The organism is Yersinia intermedia, assembly GCF_900635455.1.
GTDB classification, from domain to species: Bacteria; Pseudomonadota; Gammaproteobacteria; order Enterobacterales; family Enterobacteriaceae; genus Yersinia; species Yersinia intermedia.
This window is the reverse complement of record NZ_LR134116.1, coordinates 17,856-40,873: the sequence shown is the minus strand read 5'-3', so window position 1 is coordinate 40,873 and position 23,018 is coordinate 17,856. Positions and strand designations below refer to the sequence as shown.

Sequence of the window (23,018 nt, the reverse complement as noted above, 5' to 3'; positions counted from 1 at the left end):
CAGGCATGCTCTTACAGGGCTTTAATCTGCTATTTTTACCCTATAATTACTAATGGATTATTATTAACATTTTCTTTTTTTATCTATATTTATTAGCTAAATAATTTATAAATTGATTAGTTAAAGTAATCTTAAACACATGACTTAGAAAATCTCAGTCGCGACAGCCAGCCATAGTCACTACTCTGCGGCCTTTACTGCCCTTAAGAAATTTGACTCATTATGCTACTCAGTGTTCTTTATATTATTGGTATTACAGCCGAAGCTATGACCGGGGCACTGGCTGCGGGCCGCCGCCAAATGGATATGTTTGGTGTCATTATTATTGCATCTGCAACGGCAATTGGTGGTGGTTCAGTCCGAGATATGCTGCTGGGCCATTATCCGCTTGGTTGGGTTAAACACCCTGAATACATTGTTATTGTCGCCGTTGCTGCAATCGTCACAACTTGGATGGCCCCGCTAATGAAGCATTTGCGCCATTTGTTTTTGGTGCTTGATGCGATTGGACTGATCGTTTTCTCTATTATTGGTGCACAAATCGCTCTTGATATGGGCCACAGTACGATCATTGCCGCTATTGCGGCCGTCATTACCGGCGTTTTTGGCGGCGTCCTGCGCGATATGTTCTGTAACTGTATCCCATTGGTATTCCAGAAAGAAATCTATGCTGGTATCTCATTTGCTGCCGCTTGGATCTACATTGCTTTGCAATACACGCAACTGTCACATAATTGGGTTGTTATCATTACACTCGTCACAGGGTTAAGTGCGCGGCTGCTAGCATTACGATTCCGGCTGGGGCTGCCAATCTTCAAATATGAACATTCAGAGCATTAAGCCAGGGTCTGTACGGATTTACTCCTCGTGCTGAAACCCTGCAATGTTCTGGTGCGATAGGAAATCAGCCATAGCTTGTACCTCTGGGTGGTGTAAAAAACGCGTAATTTGTTTTGCCCGAACCGGCCCTATACCCGGTATTAAGCCCCACTCTGCAATACTGCGTTGTTGTAGTAGCCGCCACGGAGAATTGACAACTATACCCTGCGCAAACCCCAATGCCTGTAGCCATTGGGAAAAGGGTTTTTGCCTTGTGCTTTGAAATTGCTGATAAATATTTTCAGCACGTGCTGTCCCTATACCAGGAACACCCGCTATTTGGTCTCTAGTAAGGGATAGCCACCCCACCAAATCATTGATAAGCCCATGATGGATCAGGTCTCGCCAATAGCCACTACTGATACTTTGTATATCTAGCCCTTTGGGGCCACTGAGCCATATCAAACGAGAGAGAAGTTGTGGTTCACACTCAGGAGATATAAGGCGAAAACAACTCAATTGATGGAATTGGTCTCCCGCCGGTGGGGTGAATTCCTGCCGTTGGCTTACCCGCCAAACAACACTCTCTAGCCGTGGAATGCCATGCCCAGCCAATGCGATAATAATTTGATCGCCAGATGTAATATCCCATTGCCGCCAACGAGAGACTGAACCTACATTCACTCGCCGAATCCATTTATCATCAATTTTTACTGGTGAAACCAGTAAAACAACGGTCACTCTACCGGTGCGGCCTATCGTAAAATGTATATCTTTAATTTCGGTAATTTGCTGTTGTGCGGGGTATTTCCACGCCACGGCCCAGTATCCTGGAACGGCCTGCCAGTTGCGCCCAGCAGGTTCCGCTGCCTGTCGGATAACCACGCCATCAGTTACAAAAGGCAGCGCGGTGTGAAACCAGTGATGACGAAAGTGTGCAACATCGCGGCTTGATGCTATTGGTTTGCTGTATTTAGCAGTCAAGGGGAAGCCCATCGCCTGCAATAGTTCCCCTTTCTCCACCATGCTGCTTGGCCCATCAGGCCATGCCCATATAAAAATGCCCAATTGAGGCAGTAATGCCGCTGGAGACTTGCGCATAAGTGCACCCGCAACCGCCGCTCTGGCATTGACACCGCCAGACGACGCTTGTAAGTGGTCGCCCATTTGCAGGAATAGTTCCCCTTGCAGCGTTAACCAAGGAGGAGCGGTAGCAATATATTGAGGAATAGCAGTAATAAATGGCGCTTTGTCAGTCCAGTTCTGGCCTTTCAAACCATTTCCTCGACTGAGCAGTTGTATTAGTTTTCCATCCTGATACACCAGTGTTACTGCAACGCCATCCACTTTTGGCTGAACCCAGAGACTTTTCCGCCCCACCATCCAATTCGCTAATGCAGCTTCATTTTTAAGCTTTTTTAGTCCGGTATGGGCAACCGGATGACGAAACGTCCCATTACCAGGAATTAGCGTGTTTCCGTGATTATCCGGCAACCGATGGCATGACTGCCATAGAGCTAATTTCTCCTGTAATTGATCGTAAACATCATCTGCAATCAGACTAATACCTTGCTGATGGTATGCCACACTCCACTTATCCAGTTGTTGTTTGAGAGTATTAATTTCAGCAGACATTCTTTCTGGCGGCCATTCAGGGCAGGCAGCTCCCGCTCCGGCGGCCCAATGTGTAAAACTGGCTATCAACAGTATGACGATTTTTAAATTCCGCATATTCATCAGCACCCTTCCTTGGTGGCGGGCAGTAAAACCTGAAATACCTTATTCGTCGAGAACCAAAAAAAATAAATGCGGGCGTTACCGAACAATACTTATCAGCTTGCTGCAACAAGCTGAAATTACGCAATCTTCGCCGCAAAATCAGAAAATCGAACTGTTTATAGTCGAAACATTCGGGTGAAATGTGTTGTAACGCTGCATCACGCGTAGCAGCCGTGTATACTGTGCGGAGATTCACACTTCTGCTTTCTATATACACCCAAAGTAATTGGCGTTGCGGATAGGTAGCAAGCGAGCAAATCCTGATGTGCTGACTAAAGTCAGTGATTCTGGTGAGAGAGGGCCGCTAACACCGCTGTAACGTCAAGAAAGAAGGGTATATCAACCTAATCAACTGAAACGTCATCATGGTCCAAGGCACGCTATACATTGTTTCCGCGCCCAGTGGGGCAGGGAAATCAAGCCTGATTCAGGCTTTGTTAAAAACACAACCGCTGTACGACACGCAGGTTTCTATTTCGCATACCACGCGTGCAATACGTCCGGGTGAGAATCACGGTGAACATTACTTCTTCATTTCTAAAGAAGAGTTTTGCCAGATGATTGATGACGATGCTTTTCTTGAGCATGCCAAAGTCTTTGAAAATTACTATGGCACCTCACGTCTGGCTATTGAGCAGGTTCTAGCAACCGGCGTCGATGTATTTTTAGATATCGACTGGCAAGGTGCGCAGCAAATTCGTGCCAAAATGCCAACCGCGCGCAGTATTTTTATTTTGCCTCCATCCAAAGAAGAACTGGATCGCCGCTTGCGGGGCCGTGGGCAAGATAGCGAAGAGGTTATCGCAAAGCGAATGGCGCAAGCTGTCGCCGAGATGACCCATTACGCAGAATATGATTATTTAATCGTAAATGATGATTTCAATCTGGCTTTATCTGATCTGAAAACCATTATTCGCGCAGAAAGACTGCGTTTAGGCCGCCAGAAACAGCGGCATGACGCTTTAATCACCAAATTATTGGCAGACTGAACCGAGTTTCAGTATCATGCCCCGTCATTTCGTCACCTGTGGAGTAGCAGAATTATGGCACGCGTAACTGTTCAAGACGCTGTAGAGAAAATTGGTAACCGTTTTGACCTGGTGTTGGTCGCTGCTCGTCGGGCACGTCAAATCCAGTCCGGCGGTAAAGACGCACTGGTTCCAGAAGAAAACGATAAAGTTACTGTGATTGCGCTGCGCGAGATCGAAGAAGGCCTGATTACTAATCAGATCCTCGATGTTCGTGAACGCCAAGAACAGCAAGAGCAGGAAGCCGCAGAGATCCAAGCGGTAACCGCAATTGCTGAAGGTCGTCGTTAATTAGACAGCGAGTCTGCCTTGTACCTGTTTGAAAGCCTGAATCTGCTGATTCAACGTTACCTGCCAGAGGAGCAGATTAAGCGCCTCAAACAGGCATATCTTGTTGCACGTGATGCTCACGAGGGTCAGACACGCTCCAGTGGTGAGCCTTATATCACTCATCCTGTTGCCGTGGCCTGTATTCTCGCGGAGATGCGGCTCGATTACGAAACCTTAATGGCGGCGTTGTTACATGACGTCATTGAAGATACTCCTGCCACATATCAAGATATGGAGCAGTTGTTCGGGAAAAGCGTAGCTGAGCTGGTCGAGGGAGTTTCTAAACTCGATAAACTGAATTTCCGTGACAAGAAAGAAGCCCAGGCGGAAAATTTCCGCAAAATGATCATGGCGATGGTGCAGGATATCCGCGTTATCTTGATCAAACTGGCTGACCGTACACACAATATGCGGACGCTGGGTTCCTTACGGCCAGATAAACGTCGCCGCATTGCACGTGAAACCCTTGAAATATATAGCCCACTTGCACATAGGCTGGGTATCCATCATTTAAAAACCGAGCTGGAAGAGCTGGGTTTTGAAGCGCTCTACCCTAATCGCTATCGCGTAATTAAAGAAGTGGTGAAAGCCGCGCGTGGTAACCGCAAAGAGATGATTCAGAAAATCTTGGCGGAGATTGAAGGGCGTCTGACTGAGGCAGGTATTCCTTGCCGGGTCAGTGGTCGTGAAAAGCATCTCTATTCTATTTATTGCAAAATGAATCTGAAAGAGCAGCGCTTTCACTCCATCATGGATATCTATGCTTTTCGGGTTATCGTCAAAGAAGTCGATACTTGCTACCGCGTGTTGGGTCAGGCTCATAGCCTGTACAAACCACGGCCCGGTAGAGTGAAAGACTATATCGCTATCCCTAAGGCTAACGGCTATCAATCGTTACATACCTCATTAATCGGCCCTCATGGGGTTCCGGTTGAGGTACAGATCCGTACTGAAGATATGGATCAAATGGCCGAAATGGGGGTTGCTGCACACTGGGCTTATAAAGAGCAGGGTGAAACTGGCACCACCGCACAAATTCGCGCTCAGCGCTGGATGCAAAGCTTGCTGGAATTACAGCAAAGTGCGGGTAGCTCATTTGAATTTATTGAAAGCGTGAAATCTGATTTGTTCCCTGATGAGATTTACGTTTTCACCCCGGAAGGGCGTATTGTTGAATTACCTGCCGGTGCAACACCTGTCGATTTTGCCTATGCTGTGCATACCGATATTGGTCATGCTTGTGTAGGTGCGCGTGTTGACCGCCAACCCTACCCACTTTCTCAGTCACTGAGCAGTGGCCAGACCGTTGAGATAATTACTGCTCCGGGCGCTCGGCCAAATGCTGCCTGGCTGAACTTTGTTGTCAGCTCGAAAGCGCGAGCCAAAATTCGCCAGTTGCTGAAAAATCTGAAGCGTGATGAATCGGTGAGCCTTGGCCGCCGGTTACTGAATCATGCGTTAGGGAATGGTCGAAAACTGTCTGATATTTCTGAAGAGAATATCAAACATGAACTGGACCGTATGAAACTGGCGACGCTAGATGATTTGTTAGCAGAGATTGGCTTGGGTAACGCGATGAGCGTGGTGGTGGCGAAAAACCTACTGGGTGACCTATCAACACTGGCGACTTCTGGAACCCGTAATCTGGCAATCAAAGGTGCCGATGGTGTCCTTATTACCTTTGCCAAGTGCTGCCGTCCTATTCCTGGTGACCCGATTATCGCTCATATCAGCCCAGGTAAAGGTTTGGTTATCCATCATGAATCTTGCCGGAATATCCGGGGCTACCAGAAAGAGCCTGAGAAATTTATGGCGGTTGAGTGGGATCAAGAGACTGAACAAGAGTTCATTGCTGAAATTAAAGTCGATATGTTCAATCAGCAAGGCGCTTTGGCAAATCTCACCGCAGCAATCAATGCAGCCGAATCTAATATTCAGAGCCTGAATACTGAAGAGAAAGATGGCCGGGTATACAGTGCATTTATTCGCCTGACTACCCGTGACCGAGTCCATCTGGCTAACATTATGCGCAAGATTCGTATCATGCCAGATGTGGTTAAAGTCAGCCGTAACCGTAATTAACGCCTATGAATCCTCAACGCTATGCGCGGATTTGTGAAATGCTTGCGACCAGGCAGCCCGATTTAACGGTTTGCCTGGAGCAAGTACATAAACCTCATAATGTATCCGCTATCATTCGTACTGCTGATGCCGTCGGTATTCATCAAGTACATGCAATTTGGCCAACGACTCAGATGTATACAAGGTTGTCCTCCGCAGCCGGAAGCAACAGTTGGGTGCAAGTCAAAACACACACTCATATTAGTGATGCCATTGCTCATCTAAAATCACAGAATATGCAAATTCTGGCGACTCATTTATCTGATAATGCTGTTGATTTTCGCGAAATAGACTATACGCGCCCAACCTGTATTTTGATGGGGCAGGAGAAGACCGGTATCACTGAGGAAGCGTTAGCACTCGCGGACCAAGACATCATTATTCCGATGATCGGTATGGTGCAATCACTCAATGTTTCTGTCGCCTCTGCGTTGATTTTATATGAAGCCCAACGACAGCGGCAAAATGCGGGTATGTATCAGCGAGCAAAAAGTGTATTGCCCGAAGATGAGCAACAAAGGTTGCTGTTTGAGGGGGGCTACCCCGTATTGGCACAAGTCGCCAAACGCAAAGGACTGCCTCAACCGCATATTGATGAGCAGGGTCAGGTCATTGCCGATGCGCAATGGTGGTCTGCTATGCAATCCACGGAGTCTTAAATGAAAGGCCGCCTGCTGGATGCCGTACCCCTCAGTACACTTTCCGGTGTTGGCGCAAGTCAGGCTGGGAAACTGGCTAAAATGGGGCTGGAAACCATCCAAGACCTACTGCTTCACCTCCCATTGCGTTATGAAGATCGTACAAGGCTATATCGCATCGGCGATTTAATGCCTGGCCTCTCCGTTACCGTTGAGGGTGAGGTTCTGCGTTCAGATATTACCTTTGGCCGCCGCCGCATGATGACCTGCCAAATCAGCGACGGTAGCGGTGTTCTCACTCTGCGTTTCTTTAACTTCAACGCTGCAATGAAAAACAGTCTGTCTCCGGGGAAGCATGTTATCGCCTACGGCGAAGCCAAACGGGGTAATACTGGGCCGGAGATCATTCATCCTGAATATCGGGTGCATGGCGAGAATATTGGCGTTGAATTGCAAGCATCACTGACACCGGTTTATCCCACCACCGAAGGGATTCGTCAGGCGACATTGCGCAAACTTATCGATCAAGCACTGGCGATGCTGGATACCTGTGTTATTGCCGAATTATTGCCGATTGAGTTAAGCCGCTCACTCATTAGCTTGCCAGAAGCTATTCATACTCTGCATCGCCCACCAGCAGATATTCAATTGGCAGATTTAGAGCAGGGCAAGCACCCTGCACAGCGGCGATTAATCATGGAAGAACTGCTCGCTCATAACCTCAGTATGCTGGCTGTCCGAGCGGGTGCGCAGAGTTATCGGGCATTACCGCTCTTGGCAGAGCAGCAACTCAAACAACGTTTTCTGGCCGCCCTACCTTTCACCCCCACTCACGCGCAACAACGAGTAGTGGCGGAGATCGAGCAAGATATGGCCCATAACTTCCCAATGATGCGATTGATTCAAGGGGATGTTGGCTCCGGGAAAACATTGGTTGCAGCACTGGCCGCACTGCGTGCCATTGCTCACGGCAAGCAGGTTGCCTTAATGGCACCCACCGAGTTACTGGCAGAACAGCATGCCACCACTTTTCGCCAATGGCTCGAACCCTTAGGGCTGCAAGTGGGCTGGCTGGCTGGCAAGCAAAAAGGTAAAGCGCGTATAGCGCAGCAAGAAGCGGTTGCCAGCGGTCAGGTTGCGATGGTTGTTGGCACCCACGCGATGTTTCAAGAACAGGTGCAGTTCTCTGGACTGGCGCTGGTTATTATTGATGAACAACATCGTTTTGGTGTTCATCAACGGCTCGCTTTATGGGAAAAGGGCGAGGAACAAGGCTTCCATCCGCATCAGTTAATTATGACCGCAACCCCAATTCCAAGAACGCTAGCCATGACTGCCTATGCTGATCTTGATACCTCGGTAATTGACGAGCTTCCGCCAGGCAGAACGCCAGTGACCACAGTAGCAATCCCTGATACCCGCCGCAGTGATGTTATCCAACGAGTTAAAAATGCCTGTCTGGAAGAGGGGCGGCAAGCTTATTGGGTCTGCACACTGATTGAGGAATCTGAAGTACTGGAAGCGCAGGCCGCCGAGGTAACGTGTGAAGAACTGAAAATTGCGTTGCCGGAAATTAAAGTCGGCTTAGTTCATGGGCGCATGAAAGGGCCGGAGAAACAGGCCGTTATGCTGGCCTTTAAACAGGGTGAGTTGCAACTCTTGGTCGCCACCACGGTGATCGAGGTTGGGGTGGATGTGCCTAACGCCAGCCTGATGATAATCGATAACCCAGAACGCTTGGGGTTAGCGCAATTACATCAGTTACGAGGGCGTGTTGGCCGTGGTGCTGTCGCCTCTCATTGCGTATTACTCTATAAAACACCGTTGAGTAAAACCGCCCAAATGCGTTTACAAGTGTTGCGTGATAGCAACGATGGCTTTGTGATTGCACAGCGGGATTTGGAAATCCGTGGTCCTGGCGAGTTGTTGGGAACGCGGCAAACCGGAAGCGCGGAGTTTAAAGTGGCCGATTTACTGCGTGATCAAGCAATGATTCCCGAAGTTCAACGAGTAGCTCGCCATCTGCATCAGCAATACCCAGAGCATGCACGCGCCTTGATCGAACGCTGGTTACCAGAGCGAACACGTTACACTAACGCTTAATAAATAAGGGGCAGGTAAACCCACCCCTAAGTGCAGTTACCCTACCACCGCTGGGAATATTGGTAGTAAAAGATACAGCTTAATCACGATCGCATTAGCGATATCAATAAAGAATGCGCCAACCATTGGTACCACTAAGAACGCCAAATGAGACGGACCAAACCGGTCAGTAATGGCTTGCATATTAGCAATCGCAGTCGGTGTCGCGCCAAGGCCGAAACCACAATGCCCCGCCGCCAATACCGCGGCATCATAGTTTTTGCCCATGACACGATAAGTAACAAAGATAGCGTACAACGCCATCGCCAGTGCCTGAACGGACAAAATCACCAACATCGGTAATGCCAGTGAAGCCAGCTCCCAGAGTTTTAGGCTCATCAGCGCCATCGCCAAAAACAGTGACAGACTAACGTTACCCAACACTGATACCGCGCGATCAAAGACTTTATAGAAGCCGATTGCCGACAATGTGTTGCTAAGGATAACTCCGACAAATAATACGCAAACAAAGATTGGCAGCTCAAACATCGAACCTAGCAACCAACCCGCAATCACATTGCCGGCCATCAGGCAGATAGCGATCATGGCGATAGTTTCAACTAACACCAGCGAGGTTATCATGCGCCCCGCCGAAGGCTTTTCAAATGCGGAAGGGACTTCGCTGTCCTCCGGCGTACCATCGGGTGTAGCAGAGTGTTTCACCAGGTAGCGAGCTACCGGGCCACCAATCAAACCACCCAGTACCAAACCAAATGTTGCACAAGCCATAGCAACTTCTGTCGCATTTTCAAAGCCATAGCGCTCAGAAAAGAGTTTACTCCAAGCAGCGCCAGTACCATGCCCACCCGATAAGGTAATTGAGCCAGCTAATAGCCCCATCAACGGGTCTAGCCCCATCAATTTAGCAAGCGCAATACCAATCGCGTTCTGCATTAACAGCAAGCCGACAACCACAAACACAAATACGCTCAAGGCCTTGCCACCGGAACGTAAGCTAGCCAGATTGGCATTCAAACCAATAGTTGCAAAGAATGCCAGCATCAAGGGATCTTTGAGCGACATATCAAAACTGATTTCCCAACCGAGAGTCTTTTGCATTAGTAACATCAAGAAGGCAACCAACAAACCCCCAGCTACCGGTTCAGGAATAGTATATTTTTTCAGGAATGGGACAGTTTGTACGAGTTTTCGGCCTAATAATAAAACCAAACAGGCCGCGACTAGCGTGCCATAGGTATCGAGATGAAACATCTTGGTACTCCATGCGATTAAAATATCGATTAAAAATATGACGTTAGACAGTTCCTTAAAAACGCCAAAACAGTTAAGGAAGGGATTAGAAAAAAAAACGCCGCCAATTACAAGTTTAGTAATAGAAAAATGCGAGTGAGTACCAGATAGAATTATTTTTAAAAAACGCAGCGCAACCGATTGCTTTTGTGAGGCGGATCATTAAAATGCCCTCTTTGCCGATCCGGGAATGCCACTCCATGTCTACGCAATCCGCCGAGCTTGATACTCCACAGCAAGCAACCACTCGCCCCAGCGAATTGATTTACCGTTTAGAAGACCGCCCTCCACTCGCCCAAACATTGTTCGCCGCTTGCCAGCATTTATTGGCGATGTTTGTCGCAGTGATAACCCCTGGCCTATTGATTTGTCAGGCTCTGGGGCTACCCGCGGAAGATACCCAACGCATTATTAGCATGTCGCTGTTTGCATCCGGCTTGGCGTCGTTGCTGCAAATTAAAACCTGGGGGCCGATTGGCTCGGGCCTATTATCGATTCAGGGCACCAGTTTTAACTTTGTTTCACCATTAATTATGGGGGGTCTGGCACTGAAAAACGGCGGCGCAGATATCCCAACTATGATGGCGGCACTGTTCGGTACGCTGATGGTGGCGTCCTGCACCGAAATTATACTTTCCCGCTTCCTGCATCTGGCGCGCCGCATTATTACCCCATTGGTATCCGGTATCGTGGTGATGATCATCGGCCTGTCATTGATTCAGGTTGGGCTGACATCTATTGGTGGCGGTTATGGTGCAATGAGTGACCATACCTTTGGTGCACCGAAAAACCTGTTATTAGCAGGTGCCGTATTAGTCGTGATTATTCTCCTCAACCGCCAGCGTAACCCGTATTTGCGTGTGGCCTCGTTGGTCATTGCAATGGCCGTGGGCTACTTGCTGGCCTGGTCGCTGGGTATGTTGCCAGAGAGCCGCCCGGTGGTAGATACCGCACTGATCACCATTCCAACACCGCTCTATTATGGTCTCTCTTTTGACTGGAATCTGCTGGTGCCACTGATGTTAATCTTCATGGTCACCTCACTGGAAACCATCGGTGATATCACCGCGACCTCGGATGTCTCTGAGCAACCGGTTCATGGCCCCTTGTACATGAAGCGCCTAAAAGGTGGTGTGCTGGCGAATGGTTTGAACTCCATGCTGTCAGCCGTATTCAACACCTTCCCTAACTCCTGCTTCGGCCAGAACAATGGTGTGATCCAGTTAACCGGTGTTGCCAGTCGTTATGTCGGTTTCGTTGTCGCACTGATGCTGATTGTGCTGGGTCTGTTCCCAGCGGTTGCGGGTTTCGTGCAACATATTCCTGAGCCCGTTCTGGGGGGCGCTACGCTGGTGATGTTCGGTACCATTGCCGCTTCCGGCGTGCGCATCGTCTCTCGTGAAACACTCAATCGCCGCGCTATTATGATTATGGCTCTGTCATTGGCAGTTGGTATGGGTGTTGCACAACAGCCCCTGATTCTGCAATTTGCGCCAGATTGGATCAAAACGCTGCTTTCTTCCGGGATTGCTGCCGGTGGTATTACTGCCATTGTACTTAACTTGCTCTTCCCACAAGAAAAATAATCTTTGCGTTAACACGTCAATGAAATGGCCGGTCGTAAACGATCCCGGCCATTTTTTATCAACGGATAACTGATTGTCTATTGAGCTAATGGACAAATTGCGGCATAAACAGGGTTCCGTATCACCGACAGGCGTGGAAAGACCAGATGAAATTTCTCAGGAAAGTACTACTAACGGTATTACTGCTACTGGTGCTGTCCATAGTGCTGTGCTACGTATTGCTCCAGACCAGTTGGGCTGCCGGTTGGTTAAGCCGTTGGGTTAGTGATAACAGTGAATATCGCCTCTCTTTGGGAAAAATAGACCACTCATGGTCCCAACCGGGGCAAGTCAGTTTCAGCGATGTTACGCTGGGGCGTGCCAATCAGCCCCCGTTTCTTGCTGCTCAACAAGCGCTATTTGGCCTGAGTTGGCGGCAATTGACCGAACCGCGTCATTTTCTCAGCCTTAATCTGCAAAATGGCCGCTTAATCCTCAGTAACAGCCAATCACCGCTGCCATTACAGGCGGATACTTTGCAGTTAACTAATATGGCCCTCGATACCACTCTTGAGCCGAAAAATTCAGCAGCCCAATGGAAGATTGCGGGTCAGCAAGTGACTGGAGGTTTGGTGCCTTGGCTGCCACAACCCGGTAATAGCCTTGGCGAAAATGCTCAATTTCAGTTTAGTGCCGGCTCTTTAACCATTAATGGTATTACTGCTCAACAACTGTATCTGCAAGGCTCGATACAGAAAAATGCCCTGACCCTAACCAACTTTGGCGCAGATATAGCGCAAGGTGAATTGACAGGTAACGCCAGCCAAGCGGCTGATGGCAGTTGGCTGGTCGATCGCCTGCGGCTCAGCAATATCCGCCTGCAAACGCTAGCATCCGTAAATGATGTCTGGGATACGTTCTTACAACTCCCGCCTATTACGCTAAAACGCTTTGATTTAATTGATGCGCGGGTAGAAGGGAAAAACTGGGCATTTAATGACTTAGATTTGACGCTAAAAAATATCACGTTTAAACAAGGCGATTGGCAAACTGAGGATGGCGAACTGTCCTTCAATGCCGGTGATATTATCAAGGGTAATATTCATCTGATTGACCCAATAGCAACATTCGCTTTATCTCCGGCTGGCGTCACAATTAATCAGTTCTCAACCCGCTGGCAGGATGGTCTATTAAGAACTCAGGGAAATTGGGCGCGCAATACTCATCGCCTACAACTGGATGAACTGACACTGGTCGCGCTGGTTTATACTTTGCCTGCCGATTGGAAGCAACAATGGCAACAAACATTGCCAAACTGGTTGTCTGAGGTGTATGTCGGCAAGCTTAGTGCTAATCGTAACTTGTTGATTGACATCAACCCTGACTTCCCCTTCCAGATTACATCGCTGGACGCCGCTGGCACTAACTTACTGTTGGCAAAAAACCATCAGTGGGGTGTATGGTCTGGCTCATTAATGTTGAATGCAGGTAATGCGACATTTAATAAAAATGATGTTCGCCGCCCGTCACTGGCCTTAAATGCCAATGAACAACAAATTACATTTAGTGATTTAAGCGCGTTCACCAAAGAAGGCTTATTGGAAGCCACTGCCAGTATTGGCCAAACGCCTGCTCGAGCCTTATCACTGGCGCTGACCGGCCGCTCGGTCAATCTGGATATTTTGCAAAACTGGGGCTGGCCAGCATTACCGTTGCATGGCCTGGGCAATCTAAAATTGCAAATAAAAGGCAGTCTGGCCGCAGATACACTATTGAAACCTACGGTTAGTGGCTCTCTACAAGCCACTGACAGCAATGGACAACAAGTGAACCAAACAATGCAGCAGGGTGAGTTGCATGGCATAGCGGGGCAATAGGGGCGGCTTACGTTGCCCTATCCGGTTGCCATTAAACGATAACCGCCGATTACATTAAGTGTTGTATGTGATCGGCGCAAAAGATTGTCCTATATCAGTGGGAAGGAACCCGAGTATTCAAAGAAGCTCTGCGGAACATAATTATTTATCTTATTTTCATAACAATACTCAACAACCTGTTTTTTACTGGTCACACCGACTTTTCTATAGATATTTTGAGTTATATTGCAGACTGATCTGGGGGATAAATGGATTTTTTTAGCAATCTCAGCGCTTGAAAAGGCATGTAAAATATAAAATAGCACCTCCCATTCTCTTTTAGTAAATAATTCTGATGGTGGGGTAAAGATAAGTGAGGTAGGGACTTTTATTTTATTTAAACGCGTCAACATTATATCTTGTACGGGCCGCCCATGACAAATAACACCTTGGGATATGCCATGTTCATCTATTAGTGGGTATTTGTCACTAAAATAAGGTGTGAAATATGAACTGCCATCATATAGCTGAATATCAACTGATGCTACGCGGTCCTGTGATAATTCTACCTGACGATCATGCTGCTGAAATTCAGCCTGAAAATCTGATATTGGTGACGGAATCTCACCATCTAATCTTCCATCCATACTAAAATTAGCGGGTAAGGCTAACAATTTATGTAATCGCGGATTTCCATATATATATATAGATTGATTATCTTTAACCCCCCAAGGTTCAGAACTGTGTTCCCAGAACCGGATTAATACCTCAAGCGATTGCTTTAGTTTTTTTCCATTTCAATCCTCCCATTATATTTAGTTTTCCTTACCCAGCCAGTGGGAAGGAACCTGAGCATTCAAAGAAGCTCTGCGGAACATAATTATTTATCTTATTTTCATAACAATATTCTATAACCTGTTTTTTACTGGTCACACCGGCCTTTCGATAGATATTTTGAGTTATATTGCAGACTGATCTGGGGGATAAATGGATTTTTTTAGCAATCTCTTTACTTGAGAAAGCATGTAAAATATAAAACAACACCTCCCATTCTCTTTTAGTAAATAATTCTGATGGCGGGGTAAAGATAAGTGAGGTGGGGACTTTTATTTTACCTAAATTTGTTAACAACATATCATGCACAGGTCTTACATGGAAAATAACACCTTGCGATATCCCATCGCTATCTATTAACGGATATTTGTCACAGAAATTAGGCTTAAAATAGGAAAGGCCATCCCACTCATGTATTTCAACCGCGGTTATACGATCCTGCAATAGCTCTACCTTACGGTCATGCTCTTGAAACTCAACCTCAAAATCTGATATTGGAGTGGGAAGTTCGCCATCAGACCGCCCCTCTACACAGTAATTATCCGGTAAAGCTAATAATTTATTGAATCTGTTATTTGCATAAATAAATCTTGATTGATTATCTTTAACCCCCCACGGTTCAGAACTGTGTTCCCAGAACCGGATTAGTACCTCAAGCGAGTTTAGTAATGTCTTATCCATCATTACTTTCCCATTAAATTTACGTTACCTTTCCCCGCAAGCGGAAAAGAACCTGAGTATTCAAAGAAACTTTGTGGTACATAGTTATTAATTTTCTTCTCATAACAATATTCTATAACCTGTTTTTTACTGGTCACACCGGCCTTTCTATAGATATTTTGAATTATATTGCAGACTGATCTGGTTGATAAATTAAGCTTTTTAGCAATGTCAGGGCTTGAAAAAGCATGTAAAATATAAAATAACACCTCCCACTCTCTTTTGGTAAATGACTCTGATGGCGGGGTAAAGATAAGTGAGGTGGGGACTTTTATTTTATTTAAATGCGTTAATATTATATCTTCTACTGGCCTTGCATGAAAAATAAGCCCCTGTGAAATGCCGTTTTTATCTATTAATGGATACTTATCACAAAAGTAAGGTTGAAAATAGGAACGTCGCTCAAATGCATGGATTTCAATCGTTGTCGCACGTTCTTTCGATAATATTGCCTGACGGTCATGTTCCTGAAATTCAGTCTGAAACTCTGCTGTTGGTGCAGGAAGTTCGCCATCTAATCGCCCTTCTACATTAAATTTATCAGGTAAGCCTAATAATTTACCAAACCTATCATTTGCATAAATAAACACTGATTTGTTATCCTTAACCCCCCAAGCTTCTGAACTATTTTCCCAAAATGGCATTAACATTTTAAGCGAGTTTAGTAGTGTTTTATCCATTTTAACCATCCTCTTAAATTTGCGTTTTCCTTACTCTTCGAATAATTACACGCCCCCGATAATCAATAAATCTGCTTGGCCATATCTCTCGAGGGGAAACACCGATAGCGTCGGCAATAATCACTTCACCCTTCGGCCACGGGCGTGTCAGCGCATTGGCTAATGTACTTGGAGAAAGTCCGCTTTCTCTTGATAATGCGGCAAGAGAACCTTTTTCTTTCCTTATTGCTGCTAAAATATCTTGCTTATGCCAATCTTTATTCATTTTAAATCACTCCTATAAATCTAAAGCATAGTTATTATGCTTTATCACCTCGGATATAAATAAATCATTTTATAATTAGCTACTTATTTTAATTAAAAGATAAATCATTGGATTAATTAAAAAACAAAACGACCAGCGATTAAGTCATTAAATAATCATTTCGCTTAATAGTCCAGTGCATTAATTACTCTTCTTTTAAAACAAATAGGTTTAAAAGTTATTACTTTAGTTGCGAATAATCTATAGGTAACCCAAGAGGGAGAATTTAAATTCTAGCAAGAATTAAGAAAGGAGGTTTATAACATTGTGATAAAAATAAGATATTAAAGAAAACCGATAAACAACCAGATAGCGCCGTTTATCGGTTTACTATTTCAGATTATTCATTCATTAACTAATAACTAACCATAAGCCAGCAAATTCATAACCACTGAATGCTTCAAACTGTTCCGCCGTTGGATTACCCCAATCGTTATTACGAACTCCAGTTGCGGGATCGTAATAACGTCCGTCAGAACCACGAGCTAATATGTGAAGTGCTTGTGGGCCAGAAAACACACAAATCAATTGTACTTGCCCATCAACCGGATCGACATAAACACCATCCGTATGCACATTTGCTGCTCCGACAACCGCCACACATGCAGCCTGTTCGTCTGGATACAACGCACCCAAGGCATATAAACCAGCAGCAGTAATATTCACCGACACTGTGTGTGCGAAATCCATCGCCACCGCCGCCATTGCAGCGGGTGAATTATATCCGCCACCAGCAACGTTATCCCCACCATCGGGGTTGAGTATCCCCGTTAAACCATAGATTTTATCCTTAGCGCTAACAAAATCATCGTCCTGCACAATGACATTATTATTTTCGCCATAAGCGATAATGGTATTTTCCGGCCACAGTGCAAATGCAGCCAATGCGGCAGTTAATGCATAAGCACCACACTCATTACTGAACGGTGGTTGCGTCAGTTGAGCAATAGGATTTGGACGTCGGCCCAATAATAGATTTAGCGGAATACTGGTAGTTAGATTAGGCATATAGCCTCCTTAGAAAAAAATATATGGGGGTATACAGGTACGGCGCTGTTGATCAAGCAGGCCGTACACGACTTATCAAGCAGCGCTAACCGTCCAGGTGCCCTGAGGGTTATAGATAACATTGAATGCCGTCACGCCTTGGGTGGTATCACATACTGCGGATCCAACCGAAGACGTAGAGAAGTTAATGACCGTACCGGCCTGATAGGTACCCGTTTGGACATAAAAACTCAGTACTGGTTGGCAATCGATATTTTTGCTTGGTTCAGCATTGATGAAACTCGACAGTACGACGCTACCACTGGTACTTTGCACCGCCAGCCCAGCGTTAAACACATCGGTGACTGGGTTAAATGCAGGAGTAATAATACGATAGGCACCGGCTTCTACTCCTTCGGTATACGTCGCAGGGGACAATCCGAGAGAAGGATCAACCGACATTACCGTGGTATTTGCCGTTTGCACCCCAGCGCTAGCAGAGGTCAAATCGACAGGCTGGCTTGACGTGATATATCCCGAATCTTGACCCACCAACAAGTTTGGCAGTTGAGATTGAGCACCAGCATAAAATTGCATTAAGCATTCAAAGGTAAGAACAGAACCCGAACTTGCAAAAGGTGATAGAACTTCCTGATAAATACTGTTGGAGTAAACTTTAGCGCCACCGGTATAGATCGCCGGTTTTTGGAAGAAAAAGAAATCCTGCGCTGTCGGGCTGTTATTGATTAAGTTAATTGTATATAGAGTACTCATAGTGTGTTCCTTATAAATAAGAGGGAGACATCATTAGGTAGTACATCCGATATTCGCTCTACCCGTAGTACAAATTGCAACCCACGTGCCAACTAACTAATCAATTGATTTTTAATGATTAATTTCAATATAAAACGTTTATGACCACCAGAAATGGACGATACTGTCCAAGTGGAAGACGGTGATTGGTCGAAATCGTCCATGCTTCTGAATACCGTCTCATTCCGCTTTATCCAGTTCAGCCAGTAACTGAATTGCCCGGTTTACAAAGGGTGGAGCAAGCTGGGAGTCGATGTTTTTCAGAATGGAAGACAACAAGGCAACAGCTTCGGCTTTTCGCTGCGATTGATTTAATAGCCGAGCCAGTTCACTGGTAGCAATAATTTGTGCCGGAACGATGCCCAATGTTTGCGCAGTCGTGATGGCGCAGCGAAAGCCCTGCTCAGCACCAACAATGTCATTCAATGCCAATCTGGCGCGAGCTTTCACTTCCATTAATTCACTTAGATAGGCACGCTCTTGATGCTTAAATGCTAAGTCTAGTGCCTGTGACATCAGCACATCACACTGTTGCGCCTCACCAGATTGCAGCAATAACTCGCCACGTTTCCATGCCTGGAAGGAGTGAAAAAGTTTCCCCTCTTGGCAAAACAGATGGCTGTCACCCCCCTCGGTCATATACTGTTTAGCCTGAACATAGTCATGCTGCGTCAGCAAATAACATCCCTTGAGTACCTTCGCCAGCCCTTGATAAAAAGTAAATCCATATTGCTGTGCCTGACTTGCTAATTCATGGGTTAAGCGGCCTAAACTGTCACTGTCCTCGAACAAGCAAGCAAGCCATGCCGCTCCCCGTAGGGAGATAACCCGATGAAAAGCAATAATATCTTCACCCATAGCTCGTGACGCCAGTTTTTTGGCTATCTCTTTGGACTTTTTAAACTCCCCTTGCTGAAATAAAGCCAACCCTTTCAGCGTCAACGCCATACCAACCAAATCCAATCCTTGTTGATTGGCATACTGGCAAGGGGCCGTCAGTAACTTACTGCGCGCTAAACAGGTTAAAACCTCTTGATTATCCCCCAACCAGAATAGGGCACTGGCAAGTGCGACATGCGCTTCACTCCATATTGACGCGTTTTTTTCAGTCAGGCCCCGTTGCAGTAATTCTTGGGCCAGCGTGCGAACATGAGGTAAATCAAGGCTCATCAATTGTGCCGACCAACGCCAGAAGAGTAATCCCGCCAGCTCAGACTCATCACCAGCCTTCTTACCTAGAGAGATGGCATCATTATGATATTTAAGGGCATCATGACTTAACCAACCATAAAGTATTTGATAGCTAGTACTGAGTTGGCGATAGAGGTTGTAATGAAGCTGTCGAACCTCGTCATCCAAGGCGATTCCCACCAGTAGTTGTAACCCTTTTTGTAAATCAACAATGGCGTCATGGTAGGCGGAGCAATGCATTAGCCGCATACCTTCCTGCAAATGTTTTAATGCTATTGGCCGTTTATCCATCCGACCGTGAATGCGCCGTTCAACCGATTTACGACTAATCCCTAATAGTTGCGCCGCAGCCGTTTTATTACCACTGGTACGCTGTAATGCTCGATCTATCAGTAATTGTTCCACCGCCACGAGCTTATCTAGCCCAGGCAATGCCAACATGGCATCAGCAAGCAAATCAGATGAGACTTTCACCTCAAGTTGCGAGCTTGGCATAAATGTATCCAACACCTCGCGAGTAATTAAATGGCTATCAGATAATGCCGCTAACCGGTCTACCAGATTGCGCAATTCCCGGACATTACCCGGCCAGGGATACTGCTGTAAGTAAGACATTGCCTGAGAATTGAAGACTAACGGATGAGTTTGCAACGCTGAAAAATAGTCAATTAATGCGGGGATATCTTCCCTACGCTGGCTGAGAGCAGGAATATCCAGTGTAATAACACCTAAACGGTAATAAAGATCTTCCCTAAAGACACCACTTTTTACCTGAGCAAGTAAATTTCGATGGGTCGCGGCCACCACTCGCCCTTTAAAATGGCGAAGATCACTGCTCCCGATAGGACGAAAAGTGCGAGTTTCCAACGCACGCAATAACTTAGGCTGCACTGACAAAGGCATTTCACCTATTTCATCTAAAAATAGCGTGCCATTACCGACCATTTCTAAATGGCCTCGCCGATCGCCAGAAGCGCCCGTAAATGCGCCTTTAACATGGCCAAATAGCTCAGCTTCAACCAAATGTTCAGGGATTGCGCCACAGTTAAGATCAATAAATGGCGCAGAGGGATTTTTGCTACGTTGATGTATCAGTTGGGCAATAACTTCTTTTCCACACCCTGTTGGGCCACAAATCAGTAAAGTTTGTTGTGAGGGAGCAACCCGGTCGACTAAACGTAAAAGTTGCTTAAATGCTGCAGATGAACCTATTACATTAATTGATGTTTTCTCATTGCATACCGTCATAATTCCCTCCTTGACACCAAGGATGGAGAATCAAAATCGAACCATCTGGAGGTGATTGCTGTGATTCAAAAAAGAAATAAGACAAGTATCTATATGTGATTTTATTTAATAATATCAAACATATTTAGTACATTAATCAGGGATTAACACTGAAAAAATCACGGTTTAATTCGCCGCCAAAGAATGATCAATCAGAAACATGAATGTATAACTGTAAGTTATCTATTGAATATTGCACATATCACAGCAAAGAAATCGATAAATTAGTGCGAGGGGTCACAGGAAAAGAAGTATATAGATAGCAAGGGGTAGGATAAGAGAAAGTTATAAACGTACACTCGCTCATCTACTTGTCAGTTGAACGAGTGTCGAGGCCGATATTAATTTACCGCATCCTCTTCGGGGGCAACAGGTAGCACCATGTAAGTTCCCGAGAAAACAGCACCAGCATCTTGATCACCGAATAAATTCACGTCTAACTGCACTCTGGCACGGCGGCCACGGGCCAATCTATCCAGATCGCCACTCAGTGAGCTTAGTTCAGCCACCGCGCGGGGCCGCCCGGTAACCGGGGCACTGTAGCGAATATGGGCATCAGCGAGAATGATAGTGCCACCCAAATGGCGCTCACGCAGTAATAGCCATATCAACCCCCAGCCAGTCAGAGTCGCTAAAGAGAAAAGGCTGCCGGCGAACAAAGTATGATGAGGATTCTGATTACCCGCCTCAGGCATCGTGGTGACAAAACGCTGGCCAGTGTATTGGCTGATGCGCACCCCCATTTTTTCACTGAGCGGAATATGGTCATACCAGGCTTGCTGCAACTGACCGCACCAATCAGGGCGATGCAGAATATCGTCCATCGTCACAACCGGCTTGATCATGAGGAAGTGGCGCACGGGTGTCGTTTGTGGTGCAGTAATCTCGCCCTGACTGACAAACCCCAGCTTGGCGAAGAAATCCACTGCATCTTCACGCGCACTACATACCACCCGTTTCACACCCTCCTGGCGCGCCACCGACTCTAATGTCATGGCGACGAGCGTCCCTAATCCTTTATCACGGACGGTGGGGTCAACTGCCAGAAAACGAATAGCAGCCTCATTATCAGCATTGATATACAAACGGCCAATAGCAACAGGTTTGCCCTGTTCGTCCACCACCATTTGGTGATGGGCCATCGCGTCATAGGCATCTTTTTCAGAGCCAACTGGTTGGTGCAACGGCTTGCGTAACATTTCCCAACGGAATTGATAATAATCTTTGAGTTCTTGTTCTGTTGTGGGCACACGCAAGTGATACATAGGAGCATTCTCTCTTTAGAATTATCAATAAATTAACCCTCAGTCTTGAGGCGCTATTCTGCCTCTAGACCTGCAACCAAAACGTTACCGGGCCATCATTCACCAAGCTAACTTTCATGTCTGCGGCAAATAATCCCGTTTCCGTTTTTACACCACGCTCACGGCACTGAGCAACAAAATACTGATACAGTCGGTCAGCTTCTGCTGGAACTGCGCCACGGGAAAAACTTGGTCTCATGCCTTTTTGCGTATCTGCCACTAGCGTAAATTGCGAGACAACGAGCACGCTGCCACCCGCCTGCTGGACGTTGAGATTCATTTTGTCGTTCTCATCGCCAAAAATCCGGTACCCCAGAACCTTTTCACATAGGCGCTGCGCTTTTTGCTCGGTGTCGTCTTGTTCAACGCCCAGTAATATCAATAATCCAGGGCCAATCTCCCCGACTACGCGCCCATCTACCACGACACTGGCGCTAAGCGCCCGTTGAATCAACGCAATCATAATGCCTTACATCTCCTGACTCTGATTTTCCTTAACGCTCGCCTTATGCCGCTGCTCCCGATACTCACCCAAGGTTACGGTAATTTCTGCCCCCAGCAACACAATGCACCAACTCCAGTAAACCCAAAGGAATAAGATGGGGATAACCGCCAGCACCCCGTAAATCAACTGATAAGACGGAAACAGCGTGATATACATCGTGAATCCTTTCTTACCCAATTCGAAGAGTAATGCGGCCACCAGCGCACCAATGAGTGCATCCCTGGCAGGCACCCGCACCGTGGGTACCACACTGTACAATAACCAAAAAGAAACCCAGGAAATCAAGAGCGGAAATAGCCTTAACGCCTCATCAATCATGCTGTCTACCTGGGCGTTTGCCAACCATTGCAGCGAGAGCAAATATGAACTGATCACCATGCTGGCCCCCACCAATATCGGCCCCAGCGTCAGTACCATCCAATACACCGCAAAAGAAAACACCAGCGAACGCTGGGTTTTACTGCGCCAGATAATGTTAAGCACGCTATCTACTGAGTAAATCAGCAGTAACGCAGTGACAATCAAACCACAGGTACCCACGACAGTCATACGATTTGAATTGGCGACAAACTGCTCAAGATAATTTTGGATGATGTCGCCAGTAGCGGGCATAAAATTGGCGAAGATGAAGGCTTTCAATTTTATGCTGATATCGGCAAACATGGGGAAAGCTGCAAACAGTGCAAAAATCACCGTAACCAATGGCACCAGAGACAATAATGATACATAGGCCAAATGCCCAGCGAGCATCGTTAAACCGTCTTTATCAATTCGGGCATACAGCATATGCCCAAAAGTGACACAGGGTTTTAAGTGTCTAGATAGGAAACTCGCCATGTTCGTCTCTCAGTCAACACGGTTAGG

General features: G+C 46.5%; 20 protein-coding genes. 8 read left to right on the top strand and 12 right to left on the bottom strand.

Going from position 1 to position 23,018, the window contains the following annotated elements; all coding sequences use genetic code 11:
* Positions 1-222: 222 nt before the first annotated feature.
* Positions 223-840 (top strand): trimeric intracellular cation channel family protein, encoded by a 618-nt coding sequence (locus tag EL015_RS00175; RefSeq protein ID WP_005191115.1) that lies wholly within the window; start codon positions 223-225, stop codon positions 838-840.
* Between the two features lie 18 nt (positions 841-858).
* On the opposite strand, the gene ligB is transcribed toward EL015_RS00175, so the two are convergent.
* Complete coding sequence (gene ligB / locus EL015_RS00170; protein ID WP_032907603.1) at positions 859-2,556, bottom strand: NAD-dependent DNA ligase LigB; 1,698 nt, start codon at positions 2,554-2,556, stop codon at positions 859-861.
* Positions 2,557-2,963: 407 nt separating this feature from the next.
* Here ligB and gmk point away from each other — a divergent pair, with 407 nt between their 5' ends.
* From gmk to recG, 5 genes are read left to right on the top strand one after another with little or no spacing between them, the layout of a single operon-like run.
* On the top strand, positions 2,964-3,587 hold the full coding sequence (gmk, locus tag EL015_RS00165) for a guanylate kinase (RefSeq protein WP_005191120.1): 624 nt from the start codon (positions 2,964-2,966) through the stop codon (positions 3,585-3,587).
* Between the two features lie 54 nt (positions 3,588-3,641).
* On the top strand, positions 3,642-3,917 hold the full coding sequence (rpoZ, locus tag EL015_RS00160; protein ID WP_004392061.1) for a DNA-directed RNA polymerase subunit omega: 276 nt from the start codon (positions 3,642-3,644) through the stop codon (positions 3,915-3,917).
* A gap of 18 nt (positions 3,918-3,935) precedes the next feature.
* Positions 3,936-6,038: a bifunctional GTP diphosphokinase/guanosine-3',5'-bis pyrophosphate 3'-pyrophosphohydrolase gene (gene spoT, locus EL015_RS00155; protein ID WP_005191125.1), complete on the top strand. Its 2,103-nt coding sequence runs from the start codon at positions 3,936-3,938 to the stop codon at positions 6,036-6,038.
* Positions 6,039-6,043: 5 nt separating this feature from the next.
* Entirely contained in the window at positions 6,044-6,736 is a 693-nt protein-coding gene (gene trmH, locus EL015_RS00150; protein WP_005191127.1) for a tRNA (guanosine(18)-2'-O)-methyltransferase TrmH, read from the top strand.
* Positions 6,737-8,818: an ATP-dependent DNA helicase RecG gene (recG, locus tag EL015_RS00145; protein ID WP_005191129.1), complete on the top strand. Its 2,082-nt coding sequence runs from the start codon at positions 6,737-6,739 to the stop codon at positions 8,816-8,818.
* A gap of 36 nt (positions 8,819-8,854) precedes the next feature.
* Here the strand turns inward: recG and gltS are convergent, their stop codons facing one another.
* Positions 8,855-10,069, bottom strand: coding sequence for a sodium/glutamate symporter (gene gltS / locus EL015_RS00140; protein ID WP_005191130.1), 1,215 nt, complete (start codon positions 10,067-10,069; stop codon positions 8,855-8,857).
* A gap of 239 nt (positions 10,070-10,308) precedes the next feature.
* Between gltS and EL015_RS00135 the strand changes: the two genes are divergently transcribed.
* Both EL015_RS00135 and EL015_RS00130 read left to right on the top strand, forming a co-directional pair.
* Positions 10,309-11,694, top strand: coding sequence for a uracil-xanthine permease family protein (locus tag EL015_RS00135; RefSeq protein ID WP_005191141.1), 1,386 nt, complete (start codon positions 10,309-10,311; stop codon positions 11,692-11,694).
* 146 nt (positions 11,695-11,840) lie between these two features.
* Positions 11,841-13,550 (top strand): AsmA family protein, encoded by a 1,710-nt coding sequence (locus EL015_RS00130; RefSeq protein WP_005191144.1) that lies wholly within the window; start codon positions 11,841-11,843, stop codon positions 13,548-13,550.
* Positions 13,551-13,639: 89 nt separating this feature from the next.
* On the opposite strand, the gene EL015_RS00125 is transcribed toward EL015_RS00130, so the two are convergent.
* The 10 genes from EL015_RS00125 to EL015_RS00080 form a co-directional block, all read right to left on the bottom strand.
* Positions 13,640-14,290 (bottom strand): helix-turn-helix transcriptional regulator, encoded by a 651-nt coding sequence (locus tag EL015_RS00125; RefSeq protein WP_050413776.1) that lies wholly within the window; start codon positions 14,288-14,290, stop codon positions 13,640-13,642.
* A gap of 64 nt (positions 14,291-14,354) precedes the next feature.
* Positions 14,355-15,044 (bottom strand): helix-turn-helix transcriptional regulator, encoded by a 690-nt coding sequence (locus EL015_RS00120; RefSeq protein WP_032907615.1) that lies wholly within the window; start codon positions 15,042-15,044, stop codon positions 14,355-14,357.
* Between the two features lie 2 nt (positions 15,045-15,046).
* Positions 15,047-15,763 (bottom strand): helix-turn-helix transcriptional regulator, encoded by a 717-nt coding sequence (locus EL015_RS00115; RefSeq protein ID WP_050413777.1) that lies wholly within the window; start codon positions 15,761-15,763, stop codon positions 15,047-15,049.
* A gap of 13 nt (positions 15,764-15,776) precedes the next feature.
* A complete protein-coding gene (locus EL015_RS00110) occupies positions 15,777-16,028 on the bottom strand; it encodes a helix-turn-helix domain-containing protein (protein ID WP_005191151.1) in 252 nt (83 codons plus the stop codon).
* 390 nt (positions 16,029-16,418) lie between these two features.
* Positions 16,419-17,075 (bottom strand): T3SS effector IpaJ family cysteine protease, encoded by a 657-nt coding sequence (locus tag EL015_RS00105; RefSeq protein WP_005191155.1) that lies wholly within the window; start codon positions 17,073-17,075, stop codon positions 16,419-16,421.
* 75 nt (positions 17,076-17,150) lie between these two features.
* Positions 17,151-17,828 (bottom strand): hypothetical protein, encoded by a 678-nt coding sequence (locus tag EL015_RS00100; RefSeq protein WP_005191157.1) that lies wholly within the window; start codon positions 17,826-17,828, stop codon positions 17,151-17,153.
* 219 nt (positions 17,829-18,047) lie between these two features.
* Positions 18,048-20,306, bottom strand: coding sequence for a sigma-54 interaction domain-containing protein (locus EL015_RS00095; protein WP_005191160.1), 2,259 nt, complete (start codon positions 20,304-20,306; stop codon positions 18,048-18,050).
* 380 nt (positions 20,307-20,686) lie between these two features.
* On the bottom strand, positions 20,687-21,610 hold the full coding sequence (fabY, locus tag EL015_RS00090; RefSeq protein WP_005191162.1) for a fatty acid biosynthesis protein FabY: 924 nt from the start codon (positions 21,608-21,610) through the stop codon (positions 20,687-20,689).
* Between the two features lie 64 nt (positions 21,611-21,674).
* A complete protein-coding gene (gene dtd / locus EL015_RS00085; RefSeq protein ID WP_005191165.1) occupies positions 21,675-22,112 on the bottom strand; it encodes a D-aminoacyl-tRNA deacylase in 438 nt (145 codons plus the stop codon).
* Between the two features lie 6 nt (positions 22,113-22,118).
* Entirely contained in the window at positions 22,119-22,991 is an 873-nt protein-coding gene (locus tag EL015_RS00080) for a virulence factor BrkB family protein (protein ID WP_032907606.1), read from the bottom strand.
* Positions 22,992-23,018 lie beyond the last annotated feature (27 nt).

Coding starts and splice junctions, on each gene's coding strand:
- EL015_RS00175 (WP_005191115.1), top strand. CDS start 223: ATGCTACTCAGTGTTCTTTATATTATTGGTATTACAGCCGAAGCTATG.
- ligB (WP_032907603.1), bottom strand. CDS start 2,556: ATGAATATGCGGAATTTAAAAATCGTCATACTGTTGATAGCCAGTTTT.
- gmk (WP_005191120.1), top strand. CDS start 2,964: ATGGTCCAAGGCACGCTATACATTGTTTCCGCGCCCAGTGGGGCAGGG.
- rpoZ (WP_004392061.1), top strand. CDS start 3,642: ATGGCACGCGTAACTGTTCAAGACGCTGTAGAGAAAATTGGTAACCGT.
- trmH (WP_005191127.1), top strand. CDS start 6,044: ATGAATCCTCAACGCTATGCGCGGATTTGTGAAATGCTTGCGACCAGG.
- recG (WP_005191129.1), top strand. CDS start 6,737: ATGAAAGGCCGCCTGCTGGATGCCGTACCCCTCAGTACACTTTCCGGT.
- gltS (WP_005191130.1), bottom strand. CDS start 10,069: ATGTTTCATCTCGATACCTATGGCACGCTAGTCGCGGCCTGTTTGGTT.
- EL015_RS00135 (WP_005191141.1), top strand. CDS start 10,309: ATGTCTACGCAATCCGCCGAGCTTGATACTCCACAGCAAGCAACCACT.
- EL015_RS00130 (WP_005191144.1), top strand. CDS start 11,841: ATGAAATTTCTCAGGAAAGTACTACTAACGGTATTACTGCTACTGGTG.
- EL015_RS00120 (WP_032907615.1), bottom strand. CDS start 15,044: ATGGATAAGACATTACTAAACTCGCTTGAGGTACTAATCCGGTTCTGG.
- EL015_RS00115 (WP_050413777.1), bottom strand. CDS start 15,763: ATGGATAAAACACTACTAAACTCGCTTAAAATGTTAATGCCATTTTGG.
- EL015_RS00110 (WP_005191151.1), bottom strand. CDS start 16,028: ATGAATAAAGATTGGCATAAGCAAGATATTTTAGCAGCAATAAGGAAA.
- EL015_RS00105 (WP_005191155.1), bottom strand. CDS start 17,075: ATGCCTAATCTAACTACCAGTATTCCGCTAAATCTATTATTGGGCCGA.
- EL015_RS00100 (WP_005191157.1), bottom strand. CDS start 17,828: ATGAGTACTCTATATACAATTAACTTAATCAATAACAGCCCGACAGCG.
- EL015_RS00095 (WP_005191160.1), bottom strand. CDS start 20,306: ATGACGGTATGCAATGAGAAAACATCAATTAATGTAATAGGTTCATCT.
- fabY (WP_005191162.1), bottom strand. CDS start 21,610: ATGTATCACTTGCGTGTGCCCACAACAGAACAAGAACTCAAAGATTAT.
- dtd (WP_005191165.1), bottom strand. CDS start 22,112: ATGATTGCGTTGATTCAACGGGCGCTTAGCGCCAGTGTCGTGGTAGAT.
- EL015_RS00080 (WP_032907606.1), bottom strand. CDS start 22,991: ATGGCGAGTTTCCTATCTAGACACTTAAAACCCTGTGTCACTTTTGGG.